Here is a 20,772-nt window from a genome sequence, read left to right as displayed (position 1 = left end):
ACTCTTGGGGAGGGTTTTTGTCTAATATATGTCAGATAGCCTATCCATATTAATACGATATGTCACCCTCCATCGACCTGCGCCTGCTGCGCTACTTCATCGCCGTTGCCGAAGAGGGCCACCTGACCAAGGCGGCCGAACGCATCGGCATCCAGCAACCCCCGCTATCGCAACAGATCCGCGTGCTGGAGCGCGAGCTGGGTGTGACCCTGTTCAATCGCCTGCCACGCGGCATGGAGCTGACCGACAGCGGCGCCGCCCTGCTCGTCGACGCCCGCGCCCTGCTGGCGCAGCTGGATACCACGGTGGCCAGCGTACGCCGCATCGCCCAGGGCAAGATGGGGCGCATCGCCGTCGGCTTCACCGAATCGGCCTCGCTCCATCCCTTCGTGCATTCGGTGATCCGCGCCTTCCGCGCCGATGCGCCGGACGTGATCATGACGGTAGAGGAGAGCAACACCAACGAACTGATCGAATCGCTGCGCGGCAAGCGGCTCGACCTGGCCTTCGTGCGCTCGCCGGTGGGCGACGCCAGCGGACTGACGATAGAGACCATGCTGGTGGAAGACATGGTCGCCGCACTGCCCATCGATCATCCGCTGGCCGACAGCGGCAAGCGCAAGAGCATCGCCCTGCACGCCCTGGCCGAGGAATCCTTCATCATGACGCGCCGGCCAAACGGCCCGGGCCTCTATGACACCATCATCGCCGCCTGCCATGCGGCCGGATTCTCGCCACAGGTAATCCAGGAGGCGCGCAAGAATCTCTCCACGCTCTCGCTGGTCGCGGCAGGCGTCGGCGTGGCGGTGATCCCGGCGTCGATGACACGGGTCAATGCAGAGGGGGTGGTGTATCTCAAGCTGACCGGTGCCACCGACCTGAAAGCCCCGCTGCACCTGGCCTACCGAACCGGCAGCATCAGCGGCGCGGCGCGCCTGATGCGGGAAGAAGCGCTGAAACTGAGCGCGGGACGCAAGCGCCGTTGAAGAGGCGCGATATATGGCAGAAGCGCAATCCATACAAAGAAGGCTTCCCGCGGGAAGCCTTCTTTGTAAATCGTTTACAAGCTTTACGACGCGATGCGCTCAGGTCTTGGGCAAAGTCACGCCATGCTGGCCCTGGTACTTGCCGCCGCGATCCTTGTAGGAAGTTTCGCAGATTTCATCGCTCTCGAAGAACAGCACCTGGGCGCAACCTTCGCCGGCATAGATCTTGGCCGGCAGCGGCGTGGTGTTGGAAAACTCCAGGGTCACGTAGCCTTCCCATTCCGGCTCGAAGGGAGTGACGTTGACGATGATGCCGCAGCGCGCGTAGGTGGACTTGCCCAGGCAGATGGTCAGCACACTGCGCGGGATACGGAAGTATTCGACGGTACGGGCCAGCGCGAAGGAGTTGGGCGGGATGATGCAGACATCGCCCTTGAAATCCACGAAGGACTTCTCGTCGAAATTCTTGGGATCGACGATGGTGGAATTGATGTTGGTGAAGATCTTGAATTCGTTGGCGCAACGGATATCGTAGCCATAGGACGAGGTGCCGTAGGAAACGATCTTGGTACCGTCCGCCGACTGCCGCACCTGCCCCGGCTCGAAGGGTTCGATCATTCCTTCCTGCTCCGCCATGCGGCGGATCCATTTGTCTGACTTGATGGCCATGGTGTTCGACGTACTCGACTGATTCAAAGAATCACGCATTTTACGCGAAAATCGGTGGAAATTGGCTGAATCGCAGCGTGGAAGCGGTTTTCGGGCCGCGCCACGCTGCCAATCACATACCTAGCGCTGCATACTCTCCCACACCTTCTGCAAGCGCTTCACCGACACCGGCATGGGCGTCTTCAGCTCCTGCGCATACAGCGATACACGCAATTCCTCCAGCATCCAGCGGAACTCGGCCATCTTGGGATCGGCCCGGCCGGCGCGGTCCTTCAGGGCACGCTGGTAAGGCAGCGCCACCGAGTTCCACTCGCCCAGCAGACGGGTATCACGGGCCGGGTCGGCGCGCAGCTTGTCCAGGCGCACGTTGATGGCCTTGAGGTAGCGCGGATAGTGGCTGAGGTTGCCATAGTCGGTCTCGGCCACGAAGCGCTTGCCCACCAGTTGCGACAACTGCGCCTGTATGTCCGACGCCGCAACGGCATAGGCCTTGATACCTCGCAGCCTATGGGCAGGACGTGCTATGCGTCCAGGATCTGACCACACTAGCAGGTAAGAATCCAGGACCATGAATTACATGCCCATTTGCTGCGGACCCAGGAAGTTCTTTTCCAAGTACTTGAGCTGCTTCTGGTCTGCTGCGACCAAAGGCGTTGCGCTCCTCCATGCGCTCGCAGAAGCGGGCGCCGTGATGTTCAAGGTCTCGATCGCGCACCAACTCTGGTTGTGCGCGAAGAACGGCGTGCGGGTCAGGAAACTATCCTCTCAAATTATCAGCGATCCGAAATATCAGATCAGATCAGGTCATCTCAAATACTCGGCCCCTCTCTGCTGCTTCGGGACATCAATTTTTGGCTCCGTCAAAAAAATAAAACGCACCCAAAAACTCGAATGCTTTCTATGGGAATCAGGGGCGAGCGATAGTCCAATGTCACCACTCATTTCAAGACAAACGCAGCAAGTTGGAGAAAGGCTTTATATGCAAAATGGAAAACCCTGCCACATCTTTCCATCACCACTGACAATTGAAAATAACAAGTATGCCCTCCTGCTAGCAGCGTTGTTGGCGTACAGCCAATCTGCCTATGCTGATCTCTCTCTATCGTTCGACGACCTCATCACCGAAAGGGGTAAGGTCAAGATTGATGTATCACTCGCCTACGCCAATAGTGATCGTCAAGGCGTGTCTACTAGAGAGCCCATCATAGTACAGACGGGAGCAACGTCATTCGTCATCTTGCCGACACTTATCGGTGAAAGCCACCGCAACAGCGATTCCCTAATAAGCACCTTGGGATTGCGCTATGGCCTAACAGAAAAGGCCGAAATTTTCTTCCGTGCCTCCTATTTCTGTAGCAGCACCAGAAATAGAGAGCTGTCAACCATAACTAACGACAGTAAAAGTGGATTTTCTGACGCGTGGGCGGGCGTTAATTATAAGTTCAAAACAGACGATGAGACCCCAGCGCTACTAGGATTTGCAGAGATCGCTTTAAGGGAAAAACATACAACAAGCGACAGTTCCTTCCATTCGGCAATGCTTGGCTTTACTGCCCATACAGCGATTGATCCGATTGTGTTCTCTCTCACAACTGCGTATCGCGTCAACCAAACACGCAAGGATGGAGAAGTGGACTACAAACCCGGTAATTTTTTGCTAGTCAATCCTGGTGTCGCGTTTGCGGCCAATGATCGTGTCACCTTGACCACTGGCATGCAGTGGATCAACCGTCAAACGGATAAACAGGGCGGAAAAACACAAGGATTCCGGCGCACCAGCAGCTCCTTGTTGCTTGGTGTTGGATATGGCATTTCAAACGTAAACGCCCTCAATATCACCCTCAAATCAAATGTCTCAGGTTTAAACGAGGCAGACCTGAGACTCAATTGGCTGCACACCTTTTGATGTCTGCCTATTGAAATATTGCCTTGACCTTTCCCCTGTGAGGATAATATGAAATTAGTATCAACTATCATGATTAGCATCTTGGCAGTCAGTATGACCGCGCCTGTCTATGCAAAGGAAATAGCATTAGAGCAATCGCCGCAATTCACGATAACGGACGCTGAAGCTCTATTTGAAAACGATGCCAGATCAATGCAATTGGCAGCGCTTTCACAGCAAGAAATGAAAGAGACTGAGGGAGCGTGGGTGAATTTCGCCATTGGCGGTGCTGTCGGCTTCGGATCGTATGCCTTAACCAATTACTACACCGATCGACCAATTACTTGGCAAGGTTCACTGTATTCAATCGGTACGGGGGCACTTGCCGGTGGAATTGGTGGCGCACTAATAAGTGCATCTGGCGGGGGCCTTGCCGGACAGATAGCCTGGAGGCCCAATATCCTGGCGTCAAACTTTGGCGCCTCACAATACAGTCAATATCATGGTTGGTAACTAAGCAAAAGGATGAGATGAGGCGCGGCTCATCTCATCCTTTGGGAGATTTTATGAGCTTGATAATTGAATTGGCAGGGATGCTAGGCGGCATGCTGGCAGAATATTCCACTCAAAAGAAATGGAGCAAGATCAAAGTATTTTTTGTGACGAGCGCCATTTTCTTCACTGTTTCTTTGGTCAACCTTCTTGTTTTTGAAAGTGGACGGGGAGCATTTTTGGCCGTCGCAGGATCAGCCATCTTAGGGGTAAGTCTAGGCGTTTTTTTTGTACTAGCCATCTATGTACATGAAAAAACCAAGAAGTAAGATATTCTCGACTTTGCGAACCAACGCGCTCGCAAACATCTTTTCTCTGGCTAATTTCTTCGCCTGCTCCTCTGCAGTCTCTGTAGAGTCGCCTGCTTATTCAGGAAAACAAAATTCCCCTGGCAGCATTCTTCCCCTAAGCACGCACACTGCCCAACTCGGCATCTCCATCCAGAGTTGGAAAAGGCTACGCGATGCAGAGGTCGTCAAGCAAGACTTCGACTACTCTTGTAGCGCAGCGTCCTTGGCAACTCTGCTCAATGGATTTTATGGACAGTCCCTCACGGAGGAGTCTTTACTCAAGGCAATGGACAAGGGAAACTTAAAGGCTTCCTTCGAAGACATGCAAATGGTGCTGCCGAAATTTGGATTTAAGGCGCAAGGATTTGCGGCCAGTTATGAGCAGTTATCCAAACTCAAGGCACCGGTTGTGGTGTATCTCAAGCACCGCAAGGATGATCATTTTTCGGTTCTGCGTGGCATCAATGAAGACACCGTCTGGCTAGCCGATCCAAGTCTGGGAAACAGAACCTATAGCAAGGCTCAATTTCTTGAAATGTGGCAAACCAGGAGCGATAAGGAAAACGCCGATTTATCTGGAAAAATTCTGGCCATTCTGCCGCTCAGCGGTGAGTTATCAACGGATGCAGATTTCTTCTCAAGGACTGCACGTCGGCAGACTATGCAAGCAGTTGAACAGTTGAAATTCCGCGTATTTCCATAAGGACCGCTGAGAGAAACCACCGGTAGGACGTAGAAATCACCTCTGCATGCTCTCCCACACCTTCTGCAAGCGCTTCACCGACACCGGCATGGGCGTCTTCAGCTCCTGCGCATACAGCGACACACGCAATTCCTCCAGCATCCAGCGGAACTCGGTCATCTTGGGATCGGCCCGGCCGGCGCGGTCCTTCAGGGCACGCTGGTAAGGCAGCGCCACCGAGTTCCACTCGCCCAACAGGCGCGTATCACGGGCCGGGTCGGCGCGCAGCTTGTCCAGGCGCACGTTGACGGCCTTGAGGTAGCGCGGATAGTGGCTGAGGTTGCCATAGTCGGTCTCGGCCACGAAGCGCTTGCCCACCAGTTGCGAAAGCTGCGCCTGCATGTCGGCCGCGGCCTGGGCGTGGGCCTTGATGCCCTGCAGCTTCTTGGGCAGCGCGTGATACTCGGCCAGGATCTGGCCACACAGGCGGGCGATCTCGTTGACCAGCAAACCCAGGCGGGCCTTGCCTTCGTCGCGCCGACGATTGAATTCGTCCGCATTGCGCGGCAGCGGGTCCTGCAGGAAGGCGCGTTCCAGGCCGGCATTCAGGATCTGCTCGCGCAATTCCTCTTGCGACCCCAGGGCCATGAATTGCATGCCCATCTGCTGCAGGCCGGGGATGTTCTTTTCCAGATACTTCAGCTGCTCCTTCATCTGCAGTGCGAACAGGCGACGCAGGCCGGCGTAATGGAAGCGCGCAGCCTCGGCCGGGTCGTCGAAGACTTCCAGGTCGCAATGGGTCTTGCGGTCCACCAGCGCCGGGAAGCCAATCAGCGTCTGTGCCTGCTTGCCGCTGCCTCGGGTGATTTCCAGCAGTTCGGGCAACTCGCCAAAGCTCCAGCCGGTGAGATTGCTGTATTCGCCTGAAGAAGCGGGGGCAGCGGAGGCCGAAGAGGCCGGCGAGGTGGAGTTGGAGGTAGAGGTCGCCGCGCCCTTGGGCGCCGTCTTCTGGGCCGCCGGCACGGCACCCTCGTCCTCGCCATCGTCACGCGGTGCAATGGCGACCTGCTCGGCCAGCTTCTGGAACTGCTGGCGCGCCTGGCCGCCGAACTCGGCCTGCAGTGCAGCGAGGTTACGGCCCATTTCCAGTTGCCGTCCATGCTCGTCGACGATCTTGAAGTTCATCGCATGGTGGGCTGACAGCGTCTCCTGCTTGAAGTCGCTGGGCTTGACCAGCAGGGTGATCTGTTCGCGGATGTCGGCAATGATGGCATCGATCAGGTTGCCGCGAGCGAAGGTCTTGCGCTCTTCCATGCGCTCGCAGAAACGAGCGGCGTAGTCGGGCAGCGGCACACAGTGGCGGCGCAGCTTCTGCGGCAACGATTTGAGCAGCAGATGCACCTTTTCCTTGAGCATGCCCGGCACCAGCCATTCACAGCGGTCCGCCGAGACCTGGTTCAGGGCATACAGCGGCACGGTCAGGGTGACGCCGTCACGCGGGGCGCCCGGTTCGAAGTGGTAGGACAGCGCCATGGCGATGCCGGCCACGTTCATGGTCTTGGGGAAAAGCTCGGTGGTGACGCCGGCCGCCTCGTGGCGCATCAGGTCGTCGCGGTTCAGGTGGAGCAGCTTGGGATCGGCGGCAGTGGCCTGCTTGTGCCATTTCTCGAAATCCACGCCATTGCAGATGTCGTGCGGGATCAGCTTGTCGTAGAACCCGATGATGAGCGCATCGTCCACCAGCACGTCGAGGCGGCGCGACTTGTGTTCCAGGTTCTCGATCTCGCGAACCAGCTTCTGGTTGTGCGCGAAGAAGGGAGCGCGGGTGTCGAAGTCGCCACCGACCAACCCATCGCGAATGAAGATCTCGCGGGCCTCGACCGGATGGATGTTGCCGTAGTTGATACGGCGCTGGCTATACACCACCAGTCCGTACAGCGTAGCGCGTTCGGAAGCGGTGACTTGTGCGGCGCGCTTTTCCCAGCGTGGCTCGCCCCAGGATTTTTTCAACAGGTGGCCACCCAGCTTTTCCAGCCATTCGGGCTGGATGTTGGCCACGCAACGGGCATACAGCCGGGCGGTATCGATCAGCTCGGCAGCCATCACCCAGCGACCAGGCTTTTTGGTGAGGTGCGCACCGGGCCAGATGTTGAACTTGATGCCGCGCGCACCCAGGTACTGGGCATCGTCCTCGCTCTTGAAGCCGACGTTGCCCAGCAGACCTGTCAACAGGGCCAGGTGCAGCTGGTCATAGGTGGCCGGGGCTTCGTTGAGACGCCAGCCCTGCTCCTTGACGATGGTCAGCAATTGCGAATGGACGTCGCGCCACTCGCGCAAGCGCAGCTGCGAGAGGAAGTTCTCGCGGCAGTGTTCCTGCAACTGGCGGTTGGACTTCTTGTGGGCGATGGCGTCTTCGAACCACTTCCATATCTTCAGGTAGCTGGCGAACTCGGATTTTTCATCGGCGAATTTCTTGTGGGCGTTGTCGGCCGCGTTCTGGGCATCCATCGGCCGGTCACGCGGGTCCTGCACCGAGACGGCGGCGGCGATGATCAGCAATTCTGTCAGGCAGGCATTGTCGCGACCGGCCAGGATCATGCGGCCCACACGCGGGTCCAGCGGCAGGCGCGCCAGCTGCTTGCCCAGGGGCGTGAGGCGGTTCACGCCGTCCTGCTCTTCCACTGCGCCCAGTTCCTGCAGGAGCTGGTAGCCATCGGCGATGGCGCGGCCAAGGGGCGGCTCGATGAAGGGGAAGCTCTCGACGTCGGTCAGGTGCAGCGACTTCATGCGCAGGATGACCGAGGCCAGCGAGGAGCGCAGGATTTCCGGGTCGGTGAACTTGGGGCGTTGCAGGAAATCCTGCTCGTCATACAGACGGATGCACACGCCTGCCGCCACCCGGCCGCAACGGCCGGCGCGCTGGTTGGCGGCCGACTGCGCCACCGGTTCGATCTGCAATTGCTCGACCTTGTTGCGGTAGCTGTAGCGCTTGACGCGCGCCAGGCCGGCATCGACCACGTAGCGGATGCCCGGCACCGTCAGCGAGGTCTCGGCCACGTTGGTGGCCAGCACGATGCGTCGGGCATTGCTGGTCTTGAAGACGCGCTCCTGATCCTGCGCCGACAGGCGGGCAAACAGCGGCAGGATTTCCACATGCGGCGGATGGTGCTTGCGCAGCGCCTCGGCGGCGTCGCGAATCTCGCGCTCGCCCGGGAGGAATACCAGCACGTCGCCCGAGCCGATGCGGGCCAGTTCATCGACGGCATCGACCACGGCATCCATCAGGTCGCGTTGTTCGCGGTCTTTCTGGGCCTGACTGGCACGGCCTTCGGCACGGGCGCGGGCCTGCGCCACCTCGGTGGAGACACCGCTGCGGTCGGCGTTGTCGATGGGGCGATAACGGATTTCCACCGGATACAGGCGACCCGAGACCTCGATCACCGGCGCCGGCACGATCTCGCCCTTGACCTCGCGGCCGAAATGGCGGGCGAAGCGGTCGGCGTCGATGGTGGCCGAGGTGATGATGATCTTCAGGTCGGGGCGCTTGGGCAGCAATTGCTTGAGGTAGCCCAGCAGGAAATCGATGTTGAGGCTACGTTCATGCGCCTCGTCGATGATGATGGTGTCGTACTGGCGCAGCAGCGGATCGGTCTGGGTCTCGGCCAGCAGGATGCCGTCGGTCATCAGCTTGATCCAGGCGCCCTTGGACAGCGTGTCGTTGAAGCGCACCTTGTAGCCGACCAGCTCGCCGGGTGGGGAATTGAGTTCCTGGGCGATGCGCTTGGCAGTGGACGAGGCGGCGATACGGCGCGGCTGGGTGTGGCCGATCAAGCCCTTTTCGCCACGGCCCAGCTCCAGGCAGATCTTGGGCAACTGGGTGGTCTTGCCGGAACCGGTCTCGCCGCTGACGATGACGACCTGGTGGCGGCGCAGCGCCTCGGCGATCTCGTGGCGGCGGCCAGAGACCGGCAGCTCTTCCGGGAAGGTCACCGGCGGCAGCGGGTTGCGCACCGGCGGCGCGGCTTGGGCGGAGGGATCGGCGCGGCGCGGGCCGCGTCCTTCGCGGCCGTTGCGGTCATTGCGGTCGCTGGGGTCCCTGCCGGGGCGCTCCTGCTGCGGGTTCTTCTGCGGCTGGGCGGCGGGGGGAGTGGTGGGTGCTTTGGTAACGGACATGAGGCCGACATTATACCTGCCACGGCCCGCCCGGTCAGGCTGCAGGCGGCTGCCGGGCCCATGGTGCTAGTTGATGCAGCTTGGCCTGGCTTTGCCCGGTGTGCTGGTCGGCCCATTGGTCCCGCTTTGCAACATCCCCGCAAGAAATCTGGCCGCTGGCAGCGCGCAAGCCTACGCCCAGCGCCGACGCTGGTTATAATGCGCGTCATGGAAAAACAGACCGAATTCGTCAACTGGCTGCGTTCCGTCGCGCCCTATGTCCACGCCTTCCGCGGCAAGACCTTCGTGGTCGCCTTCCCGGGTGAGCTGGTCACGGCCGGCGACCTGCAGGTACTGGCCCAGGACCTCTCGCTGCTGCACGCCCTGGGCATCCGGGTGGTGGTGGTACACGGCTCGCGCCCGCAGGTGGCCGAGCAACTGGCACTGCGTAACGTCGAGGCGCGCTTTCACAATGGCCTGCGCGTCACCGACAGCACCGCCCTGGAATGCGCCAAGGAAGCTGCCGGTGAGCTGCGCCTGGATATCGAGGCCGCCTTCAGCCAGGGCTTGCCCAATACGCCGATGGCGCATTCGGCCATCCGCGTCATTTCCGGCAATTTCGTCACGGCCCGTCCGATGGGCGTCTTCGATGGCGTGGACCTGCAACTGACCGGCGTGGTGCGCAAGATTGCCGCCGACGTGATCCAGCCGATCATGAATGCCGGCGGCATCGTCCTGCTCTCGCCGCTGGGATTCTCGCCCACCGGGGAAGCCTTCAACCTGACCATGGAAGACGTGGCGGTCTCGGCGGCCATCGCGCTGCGCGCGGAAAAGCTGATCTTCCTGTCGGAAACACCGATGATGAAGGACGCCGCCGGGGCCGAAATCCGCGAGCTGTCCTCGCACCAGGCCGAAGCGGTGCTGTCGGCGGGTTTCCTGCCGTCGGATGCCGCCTTCTACCTCGCCAGCGTGGTCAAGGCCTGCAATGCGGGCGTCTCGCGTGCCCACATCGTGCCGTTTGCCACCGATGGTTCGGCCCTGCTGGAACTGTTCACCCACGACGGCGTGGGCACCATGGTCACCTACGAAAACCTGGAAAGCCTGCGCCAGGCCACCATCGAGGACGTAGGCGGCATCCTGAAACTGATCGAACCGCTGGAAGCCGATGGCACGCTGGTCAAGCGCGGCCGCGAACTGATCGAGCGCGAAATCCATTACTTCTCGGTAATCGAGCACGACAACGTCATCTTCGGTTGCGCCGCCCTCTATCCCTTCCCCGAGGCACGCATGGGCGAGATGGCCTGCCTGACGGTCAATCCGGAAGTGCAAGGCCAGGGCGACGGCGACCGCATCCTGAAACACATCGAGACCCGCGCCCGCGAAGCCGGACTGACCAAGCTGTTCGTGCTCACCACGCGCACCTCGCACTGGTTCCTCAAGCGCGGCTTCGTGCTGGCGGGGGTGAACGACCTGCCGCAGGACCGCCAGCAGATCTACAACTGGCAACGCAAATCACAGGTGCTGATCAAGAACCTGTATTGAATTTTTTTCGTCAGGACGTGAGCAGGCTCAACCGCTGACCCCATCGCAGGCCCGCCCGTCCCAGGCATTTCATCTTAACGAACCAAGGAATCGACATGGCACGCATGGTCCACTGCATCAAACTGAACAAGGAAGCCGAAGGCCTGGACTTCCCGCCCTATCCGGGCGAACTGGGCAAGCGCATCTATGAAAGCGTCTCCAAGGAAGCATGGGCCGCCTGGCTCAAGCATCAGACCATGCTGGTCAACGAAAACCGCCTGATGCTGGCCGATGCCCGCGCCCGCAAGTACCTGGCCGCGCAGATGGAAAAGCATTTCTTCGGTGAAGGCGCCGATGCGGCTGCCGGTTTCGTACCGCCCAGCGAATAAGCGCGAGGCCGGGTCGCCTGGAGGGCTGCCCACTCGCACAGCGCCGCCCTGGTCCGCCACGGCGGCGATTTTTTTGCCTGCGCGCAGCGCATGGGGCCGTATCGCTGAGGCTACAATGCGGCTGGGTCTACCATTCCACCCTCGCATCCGTCTTCCTGCTGGAGTCCATCTTGTCCTTGCGTCATCTGCGCCTCGCCCTCCTCTCCCTCAGCCTGGGCGTCGCCCTTGCGACCCCGGCTTCATACGCTGCCACTGCCGCGGCCCCCCCGGCCAGCGCCACCACGGCCGCCACCGGTGCGTCCCTGGCGTTGCCGCCTGGTGTGACCGCCGGGCCCAGTGCCGAGGGCATCAGCGAATACCGTTTTGCCAATGGCTTCAAGCTCTTGCTGCTGCCGGATGACTCCAAGCCCACCGTCACCGTCAACATCACCTACCTGGTCGGCTCACGCCACGAGAACTACGGCGAGACCGGCATGGCGCACCTGCTGGAACATCTGATGTTCAAGGGATCGCCGCGCTATCCGGCCATTCCCCAGGAGTTCAGCAAGCGCGGCATGAACTTCAATGGCACCACCTGGCTGGACCGCACCAACTACTACGAGACCTTCCAGGCCGGCCAGGACAACCTGCAATGGGCCATCGCCATGGAAGCCGATCGCATGGTCAATTCCAGGATTGCGCGCAAGGACCTCGACAGCGAGATGACCGTGGTGCGCAACGAATTCGAAGCGGGCGAAACCTCACCCTCGCGGGTGATGTTGAAGCGCATGCAGAGCGTGGCCTACGACTGGCACAGCTATGGCCGCAATACCATCGGTGCGCGCAGCGACATCGAGAATGTCCGCATCGACAACCTGCAGGCCTTCTATCGCACCTACTACCAGCCGGACAATGCCGTGCTGCTGATCGCCGGCAAGTTCGCGCCGGCCGAGGTCGTGCAATGGGTCAACCAGACGTTTGGTCGCCTGCCCCGCCCCAAGCGCAAGCTGCCGGAATTCTGGACCGTGGAACCGACCCAGGACGGCGAACGCCAGTTCGCCATCCGCCGTCGCGGCGACCTGCAACTGGTGGCGCTGGGCTACAAGATGCCTTCCGCGCTGCACCCGGACGCGACCGCCCTCTCCTTCGCCAGCGATATCCTGGCCGACACGCCCAACGGCCGGCTGCACAAGTCACTGGTGGAGACGGGACTGGCGACGGCGGTCTATCCGATGCAGCTCAGCGGCTTCGCACCGGGGCTGCAGATGATCGTGGCGCAGCTCAAGGCCGGGGCCGACATCGAACCGGTCAAGCAGGCCATGATCGCAGCCGTGGAGTCCTTCAGCACCACGCCGCCGACGGCCGAGGAGGTGGCGCGCCTGCATCGCGAGAGCGGGAACAACTTCGAGACACTGCAAAACAATCCGCAGCAGATGGCCGTGGCGATGTCCAATGCGATTGCACGTGGTGACTGGCGCCTGGTATTCATCGACCGCGATCTGGAGCAGCGCCTGGGCAGTGCCGACATCGCTGCAGCGGCCGCCAGGTATTTCCGCCGCGACAATCGCACGGTGGGCCTGTACCTGCCGGAAGATCATCCGCGACGCAGCGAGGTCCCTGCCGCACCCAGCGTGGAGGCACTGCTGGCGCAATACCAGCCGCGCCCCGCCATCGCTTCAGGAGAAGCCTTTGACCCGGCACCCGGCAACATCGAACAGCGCACCACCCGCATCGCACCGGAACAGCCGCCGCACGCCACGTTGAACCTGGCACTGCTGCCCAAGAAGTCGCGTGGCCAGACGGTATCGGTGAGCATGAACCTGGAATTCGGCGATGCCCAGGGCCTGTTCGGCCAGCGTGCCGTGGCCCAGTTGACGGCTGCCATGCTCCTGCGCGGCACCGAGAAACTGGATCGTCGTCAACTGGCGGATGAATTCACGCGCCTGAAGATCAATGGCAACGTCTATCGATTCCAGACCACCCGCGACAACCTGGTACCGGCACTGGCGCTGGCAGGCGAGGTACTGCGCCATCCGCGCATGGACCCGGCCGAATTCACGCAACTGAAGAATGAAACGCTGGCAGCGCTGGAAGCCACCCGCGAGGAGCCAGACGCCCGTGCTGCCGAAGCCCTGCAACTGCACTTCGACCACTACCCCAGCGGCGACTGGCGTGCCGCGCAAACGCTGGAGCAGCGCATTGCCGCGGTGCAGGCGGTCACGCTGGAACAGGTCAAGGCCTTCCACAAGCGCTTCTATGGCGCCTCCCATGGCGAGCTGGCCATCGTCGGTGACTTCGACGTCCAGGCCACCCGTGCCGCCATCGACCAGGCCTTCGCCGGCTGGGCCAGCCCGGCCCCCTATGCACGGGTCTTGCACACCTGGGCCGATATCCCGGCCAAGCGTATCGTGATCGATACTCCCGACAAGGAAAACGGCGTCTATCTGGCGCGCCAGAACATCCGCCTGCGCGATGACGATCCCGACTATCCAGCGCTGGCGGTGGCCAATTATCTGCTGGGCGGCTCCAGCCTGAAGTCACGCCTGGCCGACCGTATCCGCCAGCAGGATGGTCTGTCCTACGGCATCAACAGCGGCCTGCAGGTGGGCGCCATCAGTGATGCGGGCTACTTCAGCGTGCGTGCCATCGCGGCCCCGCAGAATCTGGACAAGGTCGATGCCGCCGTACGTGAGGAAATCATCCGCCTGATCAAGGATGGCTTCACGGACGAAGAACTGCTGCGCGCCAAGTCCGGCATCCTGCAGCAGCGCAACCAGCAGCGCGCCGGCGATGGCGGCATCGCCACCAGCTGGACGGCGCTGATGAACCTGGACCGCAGCTTCCTGTGGCAACAGCAGCTGGATTTGAAACTGGCCGACCTGACGCTGGTGCAACTCAATGCAGCGGTGCGCAAGTATCTTGATCCGGCGCGCATGACCGTGGTCATTGCGCGAGACGAGGTCAAGGCCAAGGCAGGACAGCCCTGATCCACAGCGATGGCAGCAACGAAAATGGCCGTGTCTCGCGACACGGCCATTTTTTCTTGCGTCTTGCAGGAGCGCAGAAGCTGCGGCTAGTCCTTCAGAACAGGTGCCTCAGAACTCCAGCTTCTTGACGCCGTCGGCGGTGCCCAGCAGACAGACATTGGCACCCTGGCGGGCAAACAGACCATTGGTGACCACGCCGACGATATTGTTGATCTTGTCTTCGATATCGGCCGGATCGGTGATGGCCAGGCCCAGCACGTCGATGATGTAGCAACCGTTGTCGGTGACCAGCGGCTGGCCGTCGCCATTCTTGTTCAGGCGCAGACGCGGCTCACCGCCCAGCGCAGCCAGTTTGCGGGCCACCACGGCGTGCGACATGGGGATCACTTCCACCGGCAACGGGAATTTGCCCAGCACGTCGACCAGCTTGGAACCATCGGCGATGCAGACAAACTTCTGCGCGACCGAGGCCACGATCTTCTCGCGGGTCAGCGCAGCGCCACCGCCCTTGATCATGGCGCCGCCGGCGTTGATCTCATCGGCGCCGTCGATATACACGGGCATGGTCTCGACCTCGTTGAGATCGAACACCGTGATGCCGTGCGAACGCAGACGTTCGGCCGTCGCCTCGGAGGACGCCACCGCGCCCTTGATGCGATGCTTGATCTTGCCCAGTTCATCGATGAAGAAATTGGCGGTGGAGCCGGTACCCACACCGATGATTTCACCATCGACCACGTAGTCGATGGCGGCCTTGGCCACAGCCAGCTTGAGTTCGTCTTGAGTCATTTTCTTTAGTCCAACGTAAATAAAACCCTGGGATCCGGTTTTTCGGAAACCCTAAATTCCCATGCAGCAGGATGATTGCAGCTCAGTGCACATCATCCGGCTTCTCGTCCAGCGTCTCAAACAGCGCGATCTGCAACCGCGAATGCAGCTTGACCAGCTTGCTCCAGAGCAACCACAGCAGCCCGGCGACGGCTGCCAGCACGAAGGCCAGCAGGTTCAGCGGCGGCAGGATGCTGGCGCTCAGCACGAAGATCAGCAGCATGATGCCGACGATGGACATGATGGGCAAGACTTCCGACACCACCTTGCGCACGCCAGAAGTATACGCGCCTGCGAACTCGGGCTTGACGCTGACCTCGGCCAGCAGCATCGACAAGGCCTGAAGCTTGCGATAGGTGGCGATCAGGAATGGTAGGGAAAGCACCAGCGCGCCACCCCAGATGATGGCTTTCTGAACGTCGGAATCGGGAGTCCAGGCCGACAGCTGGCGCGAGAGACCATCGACGAAGAAGGCACCGCCGATGAAGATGGCGATCACCAGCGCCAGGTTCACCATCACCTGCATCAGGATGCGGCGGATGATGCGCGTGAGTTCGGCGCGGTCGCCGGTCGGTTGCAGGCTTTCCAGCCAGTTGGAGTACATGCCCATCAGCGCGGATACCCGTGCCGGCACCAGCGTGACCGCCTTGGCCGAGAGCGGGTCGGCAGCCTTGATCAGGTAGGGCGTGAGCAAAGCGGTCACCGCCGACACCGCCACCACGATGGGATAGAGGAAGTCGCTGGTGACCTTCAGGCTCTGACCGAGCGCGGCGATGATGAAGGAGAACTCGCCGATCTGCGCCAGGCCCATGCCCACGCGCATCGGCGTGCGCCCGCCCTGCCCGGCCACGAAGGTACCCAGGCCGCAACTGATGAGCTTGCCGAAGACCACGGCCAGGGTGATCACGGTGATCGGCATCCAGTACTTGACCAGCACATTGGGATCGAACAGCAGACCGATGGCCACAAAGAAGATGGCGGAGAACATGTCGCGGATCGGCTCGACCAGGCGCTCGATGCGATGCAGATGGCGCGACTCGGCCATCACCGCCCCCACCAGGAAGGCACCCAGCGCCACACTGTATTGCAGCTTCATCACCAGCAGGCAGAAGCCGAAGAGGATGCCCAGCACCGCCACCAGCAGCATCTCCTGACTCTTGAAGCGGGCGATGAAGCTCAGCAGGCGCGGCACCGCGAGGATGCCCACCACCAGCGAGACGGTCATGAACAGCACCAGCTTGCCCACGGTGGTGAAGACTTCGGTGGAATCGACCGAACCGCTGGTGGCCACCCCGGAGAGCAAGGCGATCATGCCGATGGCGAGAATGTCTTCCACGATCAGGATGCCGAAGATGATCTGGGCGAACTTCTCGTTCTTCATGCCCAGCTCGTTCAGGGCCTTGACGATGATGGTGGTGGAGGACACGGCCAGCATGGCGCCCAGGAAGATGGCATCCATCCGCTTCCAGCCGAAATACAGGCCGATCTCGTAGCCGATCCAGATCATCAGCAGGATTTCTGCGGCGGCGGCAATGAAGGCGGTGGCTCCGACCTTGGCCAGTTTCTTGAGGCTGAACTCCAGCCCCAGCGAGAACAGCAGGAAGATCACGCCCAGCTCCGAGAGGATGTGCACGGTCTTCTCATCCTGGATCAGGTCGTACGGCGGGGTATGCGGGCCGATAATCACGCCCGCCACGATATAGCCCAGCACCACCGGCTGTTTCAACTTGTTGAAGACAACGGTGACGATGCCGGCGATCAGCATGATGATCGCCATGTCCTGGATGAATAACTCGACTTCGTGCATCGTGCGGGTTTTCCTTTCTGTTCTGTGTGACGGAAGTGGTGGTTTGAGCCAATCCGGCGGCAAGTCAGGCTGCCAATCTGCTGCGGCTACCGGCAACAAAGACGGCAGGTCAGGCAATGCGGCGCCCTGCAGACTCAGGCCGCAGACGGTGGATGATAGGGATTGCTGGGTATTGCCGAATGGTCGGCCTGGCGCGCGCCGACGCTGGATGCTGATCTGTGTCCGCTCTTGCTGCCTGTAACCGCGATGCCGCCTTGGCCAGGATGCAGCGGCGATCGACCCTCTTTAACGCGCACTGCTGGATATCGCGAAAATAACACAACTGACAACCGCCACGCAATGCAAACTGCATGCCAGCTCGCTCGAAAGAACGGTTCCGCGGGCGGAAGATGGCACAGAGAGCAGCCAGATAAACTTAGTAAATATGCAGCAAACCTGCTATGAAGAACGCCCCCAAAGCCTAATGAAGCACTATTGCAAGGAGGGAGCTGTCCGGGAGGTTCAGCCTGGCACGCGCACCTGCACCTCGGGCGCCTTCTCATCGAAGCTGATGCGCGTGGTGAACTTGGCGCGCTTCATCGGGAAGCGCGACTGGAAGTGACGCACATTGCCGGAGCCAGAGATCACACGTCTGACGAACTGATAGTAGGCGTCCATGTCGATCACATGCACCGCCAGGAAGTAATCATATTCGCCAGAGACGAAGTAGCACTGCATGACCTCGGCCTCCTTTGCCATGCGCTGTTCGAAGTCCTGCATGTGCTGGTCGGACTGGTTGTTCAGCGAGATTTCCAGGAACGCCAGCATGCCGTAGCCGAGCGCGAAGGGATCGACCATCGCCACCTCGGCACTGATGATGCCGGCCTCGCGCAGGTCACGGATACGGCGCAGGCAGGTGGGTTGCGAGATGTGCAGTTTTTCCGCCAGCACGCGCGTGGAAATCTGGTTGTCCTTCTGCAGCATGTTGAGCAGTTTGCGATCCACCTTGTCGAGCGTATGAAGTTTGGCAGGCATGGGACAAATATGAGGATGATTTACAGGTAGGCCGCTCAAAAAGAACTTGGCTTAGCCGATTCTTATGTTGTACCGTCTGCATTATTCAGAAAGTCGGAGACGAAAGCAAAGCGGTACGCCCGGTCACCGCAACAGGGATCTGAATAAAGCTGTGTAGTGAGACAAAACATTAAAAGTGGTCAATCCAATCTACAGAGGAAATCTATGAAACTCAAGAGCGCCATTATTCCATTAACTGCTGCTATCGGTCTGGCATTCGCAGGCGCCGCGCATGCCCAGGAAGTGGTCAAGATCGCTCACGTCGGCCCGCTGTCCGGTCCTAACGCCCACATGGGCAAGGATAATGAGAACGGCGCCCGCATGGCAGTCGAAGAATTGAACGCCAAGGGCTTCACCATCGGCGGCAAGAAGGTCAAGTTCGAACTGGTCGGCGAAGACGACGCGTCGGACCCCAAGCAGGCTACCGCCGTGGCCACCAAGCTGGTCGACCAGAAGGTCGCCGCGGTGATCGGCCACCTCAATTCCGGCACCACCATCCCTGCGTCCAAGATCTACAGCGACGCCGGCATTCCGCAGGTCTCGCCGTCGGCCACCAACCCCAAGTACACGCAGCAAGGCTTCAAGACCACCTTCCGCGTGGTGGCCAATGATGCGCAACTGGGCGCGGCCCTGGGCAAGTATGCCGTGCAGAAGCTGGGTACCAAGCATATCGCCGTGATCGACGACCGTACCGCCTACGGTCAGGGCGTGGCTGAAGAATTTGCCAAGGGCGCCAAGGCGGCCGGTGGCACCATCGTCGGCACCCAGTTCACCAACGACAAGGCCACCGACTTCAACGCCATCCTGACCTCGCTCAAGGGCAAGAAGCCGGACGTGATCTTCTTCGGCGGCATGGATGCGGTGGGTGGTCCGATGCTGCGCCAGATGAAGCAGTTGGGCATCAGCGCCAAGTTCATGGGTGGCGACGGCATCTGTACCGGTTCCCTGCCCAGCCTGGCCGGTGATGGCCTGGGCGAAGACCAGGTGGTCTGCGCCGAAGCCGGTGGCGTGGATGATTCCGGCAAGAAGGGCATGGACGATTTCCGCGCGGCCTACAAGAAGAAGTTCGGCATTGACGTCGTCTATAACGCCGCCTATGCCTACGACGCCACCATGACCGTGGCTGATGCCATGGCCAAGGCCGGCTCCGCCGATCCCAAGAAGTACCTGCCCGAACTGGCCAAGATCAGCCACAAGGGTGTGACCGGCGTAATCGCCTTCGACGCCAAGGGTGACATCAAGGACGGCTCCCTGACCTTGTACACCTACAAGGGTGGTCAACGTACCCTGCTGGCAGTGACCAAGTAAGCCAGGTCGCTTGCACCGCCCTGCCGCCTGAAGCGCTGATACGGCCGCAGACTGCAGGGAAAAACAGCAGCACGCAATAAGCAACGCCCCCGAAGTACATCGGGGGCGTTGTCCTTCCTGTCGGCGCAAACGCGAACGGCACGTGAGCCGTGGGCGGAAATCGGATACCGCGCTAGGCGAGTGCCTTTTCCAGTTGGGCCTTGGTCATTCCCGAACGTCCCTTGATGTTGCGCGCCGCCGCCTCGGCATAAAGCTGCTTGAATGTGCGACCACCGCTCCCCTTGTGCGACCGCAGACCGCCCCGGCGCGAGGCGGGCATATCGTGCAGCGAGCTGGCACTGGCAGAACGGGATTCCCCGTGCTGTGCGCGCTCCTTGTTGACCGTGCGGGCGGCAATTTCCTCTGCACGGCCGGTACTCGCGCCACGCTTGAGGACGCCGGAATTGATATGTTCATACTGACGCTCCCGCTTATTGCGCCACGCTGACTGGGGCATGATGGCCTCCTTGACGCTGGCCCGCGAAGAAATCACCTCGTGGGCAAATCGAATGCTGCCGATGCTGGCAGTTTGAGGATAGAACCCGACTGCATGCACTGACCATGCCACAACGACTGAACCCGCTGTAAGACATCGGGAAAGTCGACTTCGCCGCCGGACAGACGATGCCACCAGGAAATAATTTACCCTTCCGGATGTTGCCGCGTCCTTTGCATTGCGATGCTCATGAACCATTCGCACGCCCTTCGCACGGAGACAACCTTTCCGCACCTGATCAGTCCAATCGCTCTCAACGACAAGACGAAGGGGAAAAAGTGATGAAAAGGATCACGGCTGTATTTGGAGTTGTACACGGCACGATCGCGGTGCTGTTCGCGCTGGGCGCGCTGTCGCTCATCGCCATTGCCGCCCGCATGGGATTCGAGGCGATGACCGAGGGGATGGGTTTATCGCAAGCCCAGGCCCTGATCGAGGCCATCGGCATCCTGGCGGCGGCGGTCGTGGCCTTCCAGATCGCCGAGACGATCACCGAGGAAGAAGTCGTGCGCGACGCCAACATCAGTGCCCCCACGCGGGTCAGGCGCTTCCTGTCGCGGTTTTTCGTGGTGGTGATCGTCGCCCTAGCCATCGAAGGCCTGGTCATGACTTTCCGTGCGGTACACGAAGAAGCCGCCGACCTGATCTATGCCGCAGCCCTGTTGGCAGGCACGGGCGTGCTGCTGGCGGCATGGGGATATTTCATTTATTGCAACCGTTCTGCCGAAGAACTGGAGCCGGATGCCATGAAAGAGGCCAAGGAAGAGGATCGGAAGATCGATGGTTGATCCTTGACTCCCCGCCCGAAATAGCCGGTCCTGCCCCTTGGGGCGAAGGGGCGGGAATTTTGTGAGGGGGTGGAATTGGCGGAAAGAAACCGCTATAATCGCGGACTTTTGCTGATGTAGCTCAGTTGGTAGAGCAACTGATTCGTAATCAGTAGGTCGACGGTTCGATTCCGCCCATCAGCACCAGAATAGAAGCGGCTTGCAGCGATGCAGGCCGCTTTTTTTTGCTCCGCAATTCTGGCCGTGCTCCGCAATTTTCCCACTTACGCGCCCTGCCCCTAAAATAGCTCGCATTGGTAAGCGCTAAAATCGGGCGCAAAAAAACCGCCCGGAGTGGAACAATCCCTTGGATACAGAGGGC

The 20,772-nt window shown here is 60.5% G+C and carries 16 protein-coding genes, 1 tRNA gene and 1 pseudogene; 11 read left to right on the top strand and 7 right to left on the bottom strand.

Annotation, left to right across the window (positions count from 1 at the left end; all coding sequences use genetic code 11):
• Positions 1–59 precede the first annotated feature (59 nt).
• Entirely contained in the window at positions 60–986 is a 927-nt protein-coding gene (locus tag I5R65_RS17000; protein ID WP_180669019.1) for a LysR family transcriptional regulator, read from the top strand.
• Between the two features lie 99 nt (positions 987–1,085).
• Here I5R65_RS17000 and dcd read toward each other — a convergent pair whose 3' ends face one another.
• Positions 1,086–1,655, bottom strand: a complete 570-nt coding sequence (dcd, locus tag I5R65_RS16995) for a dCTP deaminase (RefSeq protein WP_180669018.1) — start codon at positions 1,653–1,655, stop codon at positions 1,086–1,088.
• 120 nt (positions 1,656–1,775) lie between these two features.
• Positions 1,776–2,396, bottom strand: a pseudogene (locus I5R65_RS16990) (DUF3418 domain-containing protein); the annotation flags it as partial.
• On the opposite strand from I5R65_RS16990, the gene I5R65_RS16985 reads away from it, so the two are divergent.
• The 4 genes from I5R65_RS16985 to I5R65_RS16970 are packed head-to-tail and all read left to right on the top strand — an operon-like array spanning position 2,344 to position 5,085.
• Positions 2,344–3,561: a hypothetical protein gene (locus I5R65_RS16985; RefSeq protein ID WP_370546761.1), complete on the top strand. Its 1,218-nt coding sequence runs from the start codon at positions 2,344–2,346 to the stop codon at positions 3,559–3,561. The pseudogene I5R65_RS16990 and the gene I5R65_RS16985 overlap by 53 nt on opposite strands.
• Before the next feature lie 48 nt (positions 3,562–3,609).
• Entirely contained in the window at positions 3,610–4,053 is a 444-nt protein-coding gene (locus I5R65_RS16980) for a hypothetical protein (RefSeq protein WP_180669016.1), read from the top strand.
• Positions 4,054–4,106: 53 nt separating this feature from the next.
• Entirely contained in the window at positions 4,107–4,361 is a 255-nt protein-coding gene (locus I5R65_RS16975) for a hypothetical protein (protein ID WP_180669015.1), read from the top strand.
• Positions 4,342–5,085 carry a C39 family peptidase gene (locus tag I5R65_RS16970; RefSeq protein WP_180669014.1) on the top strand — a complete coding sequence of 248 codons (744 nt, stop codon included), beginning with the start codon at positions 4,342–4,344 and terminating at the stop codon, positions 5,083–5,085. The genes I5R65_RS16975 and I5R65_RS16970 overlap by 20 nt, the downstream gene beginning before the upstream one ends.
• 36 nt (positions 5,086–5,121) lie before the next feature.
• On the opposite strand, the gene hrpA is transcribed toward I5R65_RS16970, so the two are convergent.
• Positions 5,122–9,237, bottom strand: a complete 4,116-nt coding sequence (gene hrpA, locus I5R65_RS16965) for an ATP-dependent RNA helicase HrpA (RefSeq protein ID WP_180669013.1) — start codon at positions 9,235–9,237, stop codon at positions 5,122–5,124.
• Between the two features lie 207 nt (positions 9,238–9,444).
• Here hrpA and argA point away from each other — a divergent pair, with 207 nt between their 5' ends.
• From argA to I5R65_RS16950, 3 genes are all read left to right on the top strand, one after another.
• Positions 9,445–10,758 (top strand): amino-acid N-acetyltransferase, encoded by a 1,314-nt coding sequence (gene argA, locus I5R65_RS16960; protein ID WP_102664680.1) that lies wholly within the window; start codon positions 9,445–9,447, stop codon positions 10,756–10,758.
• Between the two features lie 95 nt (positions 10,759–10,853).
• Positions 10,854–11,126: an oxidative damage protection protein gene (locus I5R65_RS16955; RefSeq protein WP_006464383.1), complete on the top strand. Its 273-nt coding sequence runs from the start codon at positions 10,854–10,856 to the stop codon at positions 11,124–11,126.
• A 170-nt stretch (positions 11,127–11,296) separates the two neighbouring features.
• Positions 11,297–14,092 (top strand): pitrilysin family protein, encoded by a 2,796-nt coding sequence (locus I5R65_RS16950; protein ID WP_180669012.1) that lies wholly within the window; start codon positions 11,297–11,299, stop codon positions 14,090–14,092.
• Positions 14,093–14,200: 108 nt separating this feature from the next.
• On the opposite strand, the gene rpiA is transcribed toward I5R65_RS16950, so the two are convergent.
• The 3 genes from rpiA to I5R65_RS16935 all read right to left on the bottom strand — a co-directional run bounded on the left by rpiA (position 14,201) and on the right by I5R65_RS16935 (position 17,741).
• On the bottom strand, positions 14,201–14,881 hold the full coding sequence (gene rpiA, locus I5R65_RS16945) for a ribose-5-phosphate isomerase RpiA (RefSeq protein WP_006464385.1): 681 nt from the start codon (positions 14,879–14,881) through the stop codon (positions 14,201–14,203).
• 82 nt (positions 14,882–14,963) lie between these two features.
• Positions 14,964–16,727, bottom strand: a complete 1,764-nt coding sequence (locus I5R65_RS16940; RefSeq protein WP_180669011.1) for a cation:proton antiporter — start codon at positions 16,725–16,727, stop codon at positions 14,964–14,966.
• 501 nt (positions 16,728–17,228) lie between these two features.
• On the bottom strand, positions 17,229–17,741 hold the full coding sequence (locus I5R65_RS16935; protein ID WP_180669010.1) for an Lrp/AsnC family transcriptional regulator: 513 nt from the start codon (positions 17,739–17,741) through the stop codon (positions 17,229–17,231).
• A 204-nt stretch (positions 17,742–17,945) separates the two neighbouring features.
• Here I5R65_RS16935 and I5R65_RS16930 point away from each other — a divergent pair, with 204 nt between their 5' ends.
• The gene (locus I5R65_RS16930) at positions 17,946–19,088 is read left to right on the top strand and encodes a branched-chain amino acid ABC transporter substrate-binding protein (protein WP_180669009.1); all 1,143 of its coding nucleotides are present in this window, start codon (positions 17,946–17,948) and stop codon (positions 19,086–19,088) included.
• A 172-nt stretch (positions 19,089–19,260) separates the two neighbouring features.
• On the opposite strand, the gene I5R65_RS16925 is transcribed toward I5R65_RS16930, so the two are convergent.
• Positions 19,261–19,584 (bottom strand): plasmid stabilization protein, encoded by a 324-nt coding sequence (locus I5R65_RS16925; protein ID WP_180669008.1) that lies wholly within the window; start codon positions 19,582–19,584, stop codon positions 19,261–19,263.
• A 320-nt stretch (positions 19,585–19,904) separates the two neighbouring features.
• Here I5R65_RS16925 and I5R65_RS16920 point away from each other — a divergent pair, with 320 nt between their 5' ends.
• Together I5R65_RS16920 and I5R65_RS16915 are read left to right on the top strand one after the other, a co-directional pair.
• A complete protein-coding gene (locus I5R65_RS16920) occupies positions 19,905–20,411 on the top strand; it encodes a hypothetical protein (RefSeq protein ID WP_180669100.1) in 507 nt (168 codons plus the stop codon).
• A 110-nt stretch (positions 20,412–20,521) separates the two neighbouring features.
• A tRNA-Thr gene (locus I5R65_RS16915) sits at positions 20,522–20,597 on the top strand.
• The last annotated feature ends 175 nt before the right edge of the window (positions 20,598–20,772 follow it).

The sequence above is a fragment of the Herbaspirillum sp. AP02 genome, from assembly GCF_015767275.1.
In the GTDB taxonomy this organism is placed as follows: Bacteria; Pseudomonadota; Gammaproteobacteria; order Burkholderiales; family Burkholderiaceae_D; genus Herbaspirillum.
The sequence above is the reverse complement of the archived record's forward strand: the minus strand, read 5'-3'. Positions and strand labels throughout refer to the sequence as shown.

Coding starts and splice junctions, on each gene's coding strand:
- dcd (WP_180669018.1), bottom strand. CDS start 1,655: ATGGCCATCAAGTCAGACAAATGGATCCGCCGCATGGCGGAGCAGGAA.
- argA (WP_102664680.1), top strand. CDS start 9,445: ATGGAAAAACAGACCGAATTCGTCAACTGGCTGCGTTCCGTCGCGCCC.
- I5R65_RS16920 (WP_180669100.1), top strand. CDS start 19,905: ATGAAAAGGATCACGGCTGTATTTGGAGTTGTACACGGCACGATCGCG.
- I5R65_RS16930 (WP_180669009.1), top strand. CDS start 17,946: ATGAAACTCAAGAGCGCCATTATTCCATTAACTGCTGCTATCGGTCTG.
- I5R65_RS16940 (WP_180669011.1), bottom strand. CDS start 16,727: ATGCACGAAGTCGAGTTATTCATCCAGGACATGGCGATCATCATGCTG.
- I5R65_RS16980 (WP_180669016.1), top strand. CDS start 3,610: ATGAAATTAGTATCAACTATCATGATTAGCATCTTGGCAGTCAGTATG.
- rpiA (WP_006464385.1), bottom strand. CDS start 14,881: ATGACTCAAGACGAACTCAAGCTGGCTGTGGCCAAGGCCGCCATCGAC.
- hrpA (WP_180669013.1), bottom strand. CDS start 9,237: ATGTCCGTTACCAAAGCACCCACCACTCCCCCCGCCGCCCAGCCGCAG.
- I5R65_RS16955 (WP_006464383.1), top strand. CDS start 10,854: ATGGCACGCATGGTCCACTGCATCAAACTGAACAAGGAAGCCGAAGGC.
- I5R65_RS16935 (WP_180669010.1), bottom strand. CDS start 17,741: ATGCCTGCCAAACTTCATACGCTCGACAAGGTGGATCGCAAACTGCTC.
- I5R65_RS16975 (WP_180669015.1), top strand. CDS start 4,107: ATGAGCTTGATAATTGAATTGGCAGGGATGCTAGGCGGCATGCTGGCA.
- I5R65_RS16970 (WP_180669014.1), top strand. CDS start 4,342: ATGAAAAAACCAAGAAGTAAGATATTCTCGACTTTGCGAACCAACGCG.
- I5R65_RS16925 (WP_180669008.1), bottom strand. CDS start 19,584: ATGCCCCAGTCAGCGTGGCGCAATAAGCGGGAGCGTCAGTATGAACAT.
- I5R65_RS17000 (WP_180669019.1), top strand. CDS start 60: ATGTCACCCTCCATCGACCTGCGCCTGCTGCGCTACTTCATCGCCGTT.